This is a genomic window from Glycomyces tenuis DSM 44171, from assembly GCF_000427885.1.
Taxonomy (GTDB): Bacteria; Actinomycetota; Actinomycetes; order Mycobacteriales; family Micromonosporaceae; genus Glycomyces; species Glycomyces tenuis.
In genome coordinates this window covers 1-1,256 of sequence record NZ_ATYW01000047.1, presented here as the reverse complement: position 1 = coordinate 1,256, position 1,256 = coordinate 1, and the positions used below count along the sequence as shown (strand labels likewise).

1 protein-coding gene is annotated in these 1,256 nt (G+C 64.2%); it reads right to left on the bottom strand.

Annotation, left to right across the window (positions count from 1 at the left end):
* Positions 1-42: 42 nt before the first annotated feature.
* Positions 43-1,188 carry an IS3 family transposase gene (locus tag YWW_RS0124220; RefSeq protein ID WP_081687735.1) on the bottom strand — a complete coding sequence of 382 codons (1,146 nt, stop codon included), beginning with the start codon at positions 1,186-1,188 and terminating at the stop codon, positions 43-45.
* Positions 1,189-1,256 lie beyond the last annotated feature (68 nt).

The window sequence follows — 1,256 nt, the reverse complement described above, 5'->3', positions numbered from 1 at the left end:
TTTGGTCTGTCCCGAGTTTCGTGGAGTCCGGTTGATGGATTTTCATGCCACGACGGTTGTGTTCTCGAACTCTATCGGAGTCAACCATCCCAGTTGGCTGTGACGGCGTTGGCGGTTGTGCCAGATCTCGAGGTACTCGAAGATGGCGTTGGCCAGCTCGACCCGGGTGCGCCATCGGTGGCGGTCAAGCAGTTCGACCTGCATGCGCGACCAGAACGACTCCATCATCGCGTTGTCGTAGCAATCGCCGACGCTGCCCATGGACGGCACCAGCCCGGAGTCCTTCGCGCGCTTGGTGAAGGCCCACGATCCGTACTGGACTCCGTGGTCGGAATGGATGATCGTGCCCGACTGCGGCGCCCGGTTGTCGATGGCCATGCCGAGCGCGTTCGTCACCAGAGCCGCGGTCGGCGAGGAATCGATAGACCAGCCCACCACACGGCGGGAGTAGACATCGAGCACGACCGCGCAGTAGACCTTGCCCTCGCGGGTGCGATGCTCGGTAATGTCCGTGACCCACTTGCGGTTTGGTCCCGCGGCAGTGAAATCGCGCTTCACCAGATCCTTGGCGATCTCATCGGGCTTGGCGTGCTTCCACCGTGGCCGCCCCCTGGCGCCGACGAGACGGGCGCGGCGCATCAGCATCTCCACCGCTCCGTGACCGACCAGGATCCCACGCCCCAGCCTCAGCTCGGCGTGCACGCGGCGGGCACCGTAGCGACCCTGGGAGTTCTGGTGGATCTCGGTGATCACATCGGTCAGCCAGGCATGCCGGATCGATCGCGCTGACGGCGACCGGGATCGCCACGCGTAGAACCCCGACTCCGACACTCCCAGCACCCGGCACGCGAGCTGCGCCGGCAAACCTTCCTCAGTCATCGCCGTGATCGCGGCGTATCGGGCTTTTGGGGGCACCGCCTCCTTCTTCAGCAGCTCGGTCGCTCGCCGATGCACCGCTAGCTCGGCCTCCAACTGGGCGATCTTCTTCTTCGCGGCGGTCAGCTCGGCCTTCTCCGCGCTGGTCACCCCAGACTCCAGGCCCCGGTCAATCCGATCCTGTCGCCGCCAGGTGTAGATCGTCTGATCGCTGATCCCCAGATCATGCGCCACGTCGGCGACCTTGCGACCAGCCTCGATCAAATCCAGCACCTTCCGCCGGAACTCCGGCGGATACCCACGTCGTCCCATACCACCCTCTCAAGACCAAGTGGCATAAGAACCCAACAATCAGACTCTGTCAAACCCGGAGCAGACCA